Annotated in this window: 5 protein-coding genes; 1 reads left to right on the top strand and 4 read right to left on the bottom strand. The window is 63.5% G+C overall.

What is annotated here, in order from left to right; all coding sequences use genetic code 11:
• Positions 1–26: 26 nt before the first annotated feature.
• From OG326_RS29370 to OG326_RS29360, 3 genes are all read right to left on the bottom strand, one after another.
• Positions 27–1,367: a MupA/Atu3671 family FMN-dependent luciferase-like monooxygenase gene (locus tag OG326_RS29370; protein WP_327140371.1), complete on the bottom strand. Its 1,341-nt coding sequence runs from the start codon at positions 1,365–1,367 to the stop codon at positions 27–29.
• Entirely contained in the window at positions 1,364–3,010 is a 1,647-nt protein-coding gene (locus tag OG326_RS29365) for a fatty acyl-AMP ligase (RefSeq protein WP_327140370.1), read from the bottom strand. Before OG326_RS29365 ends, OG326_RS29370 begins: the two co-directional genes overlap by 4 nt.
• Positions 3,011–3,739: 729 nt before the next feature.
• Entirely contained in the window at positions 3,740–4,240 is a 501-nt protein-coding gene (locus tag OG326_RS29360; RefSeq protein ID WP_327140369.1) for a hypothetical protein, read from the bottom strand.
• 195 nt (positions 4,241–4,435) lie between these two features.
• Here OG326_RS29360 and OG326_RS29355 point away from each other — a divergent pair, with 195 nt between their 5' ends.
• The gene (locus tag OG326_RS29355; protein WP_327140368.1) at positions 4,436–4,771 is read left to right on the top strand and encodes a DUF3759 domain-containing protein; all 336 of its coding nucleotides are present in this window, start codon (positions 4,436–4,438) and stop codon (positions 4,769–4,771) included.
• A gap of 96 nt (positions 4,772–4,867) precedes the next feature.
• Here OG326_RS29355 and OG326_RS29350 read toward each other — a convergent pair whose 3' ends face one another.
• Positions 4,868–5,086 carry a hypothetical protein gene (locus OG326_RS29350; protein ID WP_327140367.1) on the bottom strand — a complete coding sequence of 73 codons (219 nt, stop codon included), beginning with the start codon at positions 5,084–5,086 and terminating at the stop codon, positions 4,868–4,870.
• Between the last annotated feature and the right edge of the window lie 422 nt (positions 5,087–5,508).

Genomic DNA, 5,508 nt, shown 5'->3' with positions numbered 1-5,508 from the left:
CCCGCCTCCTGATGAAGATCCGACGCTCAAAGAGAACGTGCTTTGTGTGCGAGGGTGGCCAGCGATTCGAGACCGTCGAGCACGGTCGGCGCGGCCACTCCGAAGTCGATGAGGCAGGCGATCTCGTCGGCGCCCGCGTGGTGCAGGCTCTCGACCATCGACAGCGCCGAATCGGGCGTGCCGAACAGTCCGCTGGTTCGGTAGTACCGTTCGAAGGCGAAGTCCAGCACCTTGTTTCGCGACCTGTCGTCCAACTCCTCGAGGGACTCCGCACCGCGACGCCACAGATCGACGGAGTCCGCGAGGTAGCTCTTGAACGGACCGTGCACCGTCCGCCGCACCGCGGCGTCGTCGTCTCCGACGAAGGTGTGCAGCATGACCGTGACTTTTCCGGCGTCGGCATCGTGGCCGTGGTGGGCGCGCGCCTTGCGATAGGCGGTGATCTTCTCCGCGAGTTCGTCCACGGTCTGAAAGAGCAGGGCGGTCAGCACATTCGTGCCGAGCTCACCCGCCATCTCGAAGCGCTCCACACCGCCGCTGCAGGTGACCCAGGTGGCGAGGTCCGGCTGGATCGGGGTGGGGAAGATGCGCACCGACCGGGATTCGCCCACGCCGTTCGGCAGCGAGATCGACTCACCACGCCAGAGCTGCTCGATGCTCTGCATACCGGATCGCGTGACGTCGACCCGCGTGCGGTAATTGTCCTGCGCCAGGACGAAATCGTCGGGGTTCCAGCCCGTGGCGAACGCGATATCGACCCGGCCGTTCGACAGATTGTCGACCACCGACCAGTCCTCGGCGACCCGCACCGGGTTGTGCAGCGGCAGCACCACACTGCCCGCCCTGAGGCGTACCCGCTGTGTGATCGCCGCCAGGGCTGCCCCGAGAACCGCGGGATTCGGGTACAGCCCGCCGAACTTGTGGAAATGCCGTTCCGGCAACCAGATCGAGCGGAACCCGTGCGCATCGGCGAAGCGAGCGCTGTCGAACAACAGCTGATAGCGCTGCGAAACAGCTTGCTGTGCATCGCTGGCGAAGAAGAACAGACTGAAATCGATGCCCGCGCCGGCGTGGTGAGACGGCGCGCTCGCGCCGGGCGATGCCTCGGCGAGCCGGACGCCGGGATCACGGTGCTTGTCGACCGCCTCGACCAGGTCGTCGATGCAGATGCCGCCGTAGACGTCCTCGGCGGAAATCTCGACGCCGAATCGGTCCTCGAGGATCGTCAGCAGCTCGGCGGCTTTGACCGAATCGAGGCCGAGCGCGGTGAGCGGTGTCCGAGGGTCGACGGAGTCGAGACCCAGGCGCTGCGTTGCCCATTCGAGGAAGAAGGTCGTGGTGTCTGCGTCGTCCTGTGGCTCGCTCACAGGGCCCTCGATTCGAATTCGTTGGCGTACAAGTGGCGTAGGTGCGATCGGCGGATCTTGCCGCTGGTCGTTTTCAGCACTTTGCCTTTGTCCACGAATATGACTCGATACAGCGATACACCGTGGGCGCGACTGACAGCGGACTTGATGGACTCCTCGAGGGCGGCCATATCGCCGGCCGCGATTTCCTCTTCGAGCTCCTGCAGGACGATCAGACGTTCTTCTCCGTCGATCTCGATCGACAGTGCGGCACAGCCACCCCGGCGGAGCGCGGGATGGGTGGACTCGATACTCCATTCGATGTCCTGCGGGAACAGGTTTCGCCCGTTGATGATCATGACTTCTTTGAGGCGTCCGCAGATGAAGAGATGCCCGTCGACCATGAATCCGAGATCGCCGGTACGCAGATAGGGTGTGCCGCCTTCATTCTCGATCTGCGCCGAGAATGTCCGCTCGCTCTCCTCGGGTTTGTTCCAGTAGCCCGCGGTGACGCTCTCGCCGGACAGCCAGATTTCGCCGACTCGACCGGGTTCGGATCGCCGCAGTGTCCGGGGATCGATCATTGCCGCGGCACCGGCCCGGACCGGGCCGTAGTCGACCAGCTCCCGGCCATTCGGCTTTTCCACGACGAAGCCCTTTTCCAGTTCCTCGCTGGAGAACGAGCACGTGCGCAGGCCCGAGCCGGAAGGTCCGCCACTCACATACAAAGTAGCCTCGGCGAGACCGTAGCCGGGAAAGAAACTTTCCGGGCGGAAGCCGCTTCCGGCGAATTTGTCGGCGAACGTTCTCAATATGATCGGATTGACCGGTTCGGCGCCGACGAAAGCAATGTCCCACTGCGACAGATCCAGCTGCTCGGCTTCCGCGCGCGAGACGCGCTCAGCGCAAATTCCATAGGCCAGATTCGGCCCGCCCGCAGTGGTATTCGTGTTTTCCGATATCTCGCGCAACCAGATGAGAGGATGGCGCAGGAACGTCAGCGGGGACATGAGCGTCACGGGATATCCGACGAACAGCGGCGAAAGAATGCCCAGAATCATGCCCATGTCATGAGACGGCGGCAGCCAGTGGACGGCCGAGGTGCTCTCGTTGTGCCCGAGGGCGCGCCGCTGGCACTCGAGGTTGTGCATGAGATTGCGGTGGCGCACCACAACACCCTTCGGGCTTCCGGTGGAACCCGAGGTGTACTGCAGGTATGCGACCTCGTCCGCTGTGGGAACAGGGGTGTCGAGCAGCTGCAGCGAATGGCCGAATTCGGTTGCCGCGCTGTCGATGATCTTCTCGTCGGGCCAGCCGAGCAGGTCGCGTGCGACCGATGCGACCGACTGCGGCGCGATGACGGCAACAGCGCCGCTGTCCCGCGTAATGGCCGCCACGGTCTCGGAATGTCGTTGTGAGGTCGGCACATACAGCGGCACGGCAATGCGCCGGGTCAGCAGACAGGCGAGAAATGCGTGAATCATGTCCAGGCTCGGTGGACAGAGCAGCAGGATTCGATCGCCCGGCGCGCTGACTTCCTGTAAACGCGCCGCCAGGCAGACCACGCGGTCCAGCAGGAGTGCATAATCCTCGACTTCGCGTTCACCGCGGCCGTCGATAAATGTGTAGCCGACTCGCCCGGGTTGTTCGGCAGCGCGACTCACAAGTATGTCCGCCAGAGTCGACGGACGCCCCGATATTTGTTCAAAACTCATCGACCTTCGACCTCTCGAGTCAGCAGCTTCTAGCTACACTGGATTAACGATATTCAGGCGAAACGCGTTACGCGCGGCCTGCAGAAAGTCACCGCGGCAGCGGTGCGGATACGCTCCGCGCGCAGGACATTCTCGGGCACGATTCGATCGACCGAGCGGCGCTCGGAGTCCCACCATGTGAGGACTCGGCGACCAGAACTTCGGCGATACGTCGAGCATCTCCATCACCAGGTAATTGATTCTGGAACCAGTCAGTAGAAAATCCGGAAATTGGTCTAATGACCAATTGCGGCGAACTCGAACACCGCGCCACAGCTGCCGGCATATGATCGCCACCATCTCTGACGTCGAAAGGTAGTACACCACTGCGGATTACACGCGCACCGCGCTCTGTTGGAGTGTCTCGAAAAGCGATTCTTCAGCGGCGCGGTAGGGCGACGGGACCTATTGAACCGATGCGTTTCACATTGCTCCTTTCATGGTGCGGCACAACGGCAGTGGTCCAGTGTTCTTCCTAGTTCGTCGCCGCGAGTGTTGTGGATGGGTCAAGTTTTGAACCGAATCCGCAAGGCCGCGTCGGTAGCCGTCAAGCACATATCGGGGGAATTGACGTGCTGCCACGCCGGTGTTATTCGATCGTTGCCGAGACGTCGCGGCGATTCCGTAGAGAGGGGTAGGTCAGCCATCGAGTGTGATGATGTGCGGGGGTTCCGCCGTGCCCCACGCCGCCACTGCGCGACCCCGCCCGATGATCGTCGCGCGAACGAACAGGCCGGAGTCGAAGGCGGTTATCGTGCCCGGCCGGTAGACGGCGTCGACGGCCATCGGGGCGCTGGTGGTCGTTGCGTTCGCTCCGTGCGCGCTCGGTTCGCGCAGCAGTGCCGCCACCGCGGATGCGATGGCCGCACATGACGTCGGGTCGGTTGTGACGAACGACGGCCACGGGAGAGTGACCGCACCGAACACTCGGCCCTGGCCGTCGTGATAGCGCAGCCATGTGTGCGGCGGCTTGGGTGTTGTTGTGGCAATGGGGCTTCCGATCGCCACCAGCTCGAGATCCGGTCCGATCAAGCGTGCGACCCGGTAGCCGACACCGTCGATCGCGTCCTCGGGTGATGGCCAATAGGCCCACGCGGCGGATTCCGGACTCGTTACGCGCGGTGGCAGGCCGATTGTCATTCCATTACCTGCGAGAAGGACCTTCGGGAACCCTAGCGCAGTGCTGTGACCGCCGCCGAAGTGGCGCTCCAACCGGTCGGTTCCAATGGTGTTGGCCTGCAAGGAAATCGGCGAGCCGGGTACTGGATGGTGTTACCTTCCAGGGAGTCTCCGATGTGGTAGCGCACCGGCAGTTGAGCCTTCGGGAGGAACCCCATGGGTCTGTTCGACTTCTTCGGCAACGACAGCGCCAAGCGCGATCAGGTGTACAACATCGACCCGAACAATGATGACCACAAGGCGAAGCTGTCGCACGAATTGATCGGCGGCGCCGCCGGATTCGAGGCGATGAAGGCCTACGAGAAGCACTGCGCCGCCAACGGCAAGCCCCCGTCACACGCGCTCGCCAAGGAGTTGATCGCAGGCTTCGCCAGCGCCGAATGCGACAGGCTCTTCGAGACCAAGGGCCTGAACGCCTGGGACCGAGAAGAGGCCAAGCGGCACGCGACCAGCCAGGCCCAGCAGGCCCTGGACCAGTCCGGCCAGTTCTAGCCACGGATTCGGCTCTATCCACGCCGGTGCGGATCGTGGCGAGCGAAAATGGCCGTCGCTGTCGCTGGCCCTGCAGCCAGTCTCGGTATGGGCGAACTATTCCTTGCTGCCGGTGTGGTGGCCGCGCCACGTCCGGTAGCAGAGCGCGACGGCGCCGCCGGCCGCGGCCAGGACGGCGGCGGTCGCGCTGCCGAAGACCACCAGGGCGACTACCGCTGTCAAGATCAACGCCAGCGCGGCGAGATCGACCATGGTGGTGGGGCAGCTGTGCGGTTCTGGTTGTTCGTGCTGCGGGCCAACCCATTTCGGGGTCATACTGGGTCATCTCTCCGTGAGGTATCGGTGCACTCGTTGACGTGGGTGCGTGGGCACAAGCTCCACGTGGCGCACGGTCGTCCTACAGGCCGTGTGTCACGGACCGAGCTCTCGCGGTTTCGTCTCTGGGGGTGAGACTTTCGTCGGTTCGGCGGGGGACACGTTACTGAGCGGGTAACCTGCAAATCTACTTAAACCGGGCTGTGCGCCTCGATCGCACGCTCTGTTGCGTCGAGTTGTGAGAGGGCGTTGCGTCAACTCCAACTGAGATCGGTGGGAGGCTGACCAGCCATCGTGCTAAGTCCCGGGCGGATTGCCGCGGACCAGGCGAAGAATCAGGCGACCAGACAGGATCTGCTACAAGCCGCCTGGGCCATCGTTGTCGAACACGAGCGCGCTGGGCGCGATCTACCCCTGGTCAC

The organism is Nocardia sp. NBC_01327 (assembly GCF_035958815.1).
In the GTDB taxonomy this organism is placed as follows: domain Bacteria; phylum Actinomycetota; class Actinomycetes; order Mycobacteriales; family Mycobacteriaceae; genus Nocardia.
The sequence above is the reverse complement of the archived record's forward strand: the minus strand, read 5'-3'. Positions and strand labels throughout refer to the sequence as shown.

Coding starts and splice junctions, on each gene's coding strand:
- OG326_RS29360 (WP_327140369.1), bottom strand. CDS start 4,240: ATGACAATCGGCCTGCCACCGCGCGTAACGAGTCCGGAATCCGCCGCG.
- OG326_RS29355 (WP_327140368.1), top strand. CDS start 4,436: ATGGGTCTGTTCGACTTCTTCGGCAACGACAGCGCCAAGCGCGATCAG.
- OG326_RS29350 (WP_327140367.1), bottom strand. CDS start 5,086: ATGACCCCGAAATGGGTTGGCCCGCAGCACGAACAACCAGAACCGCAC.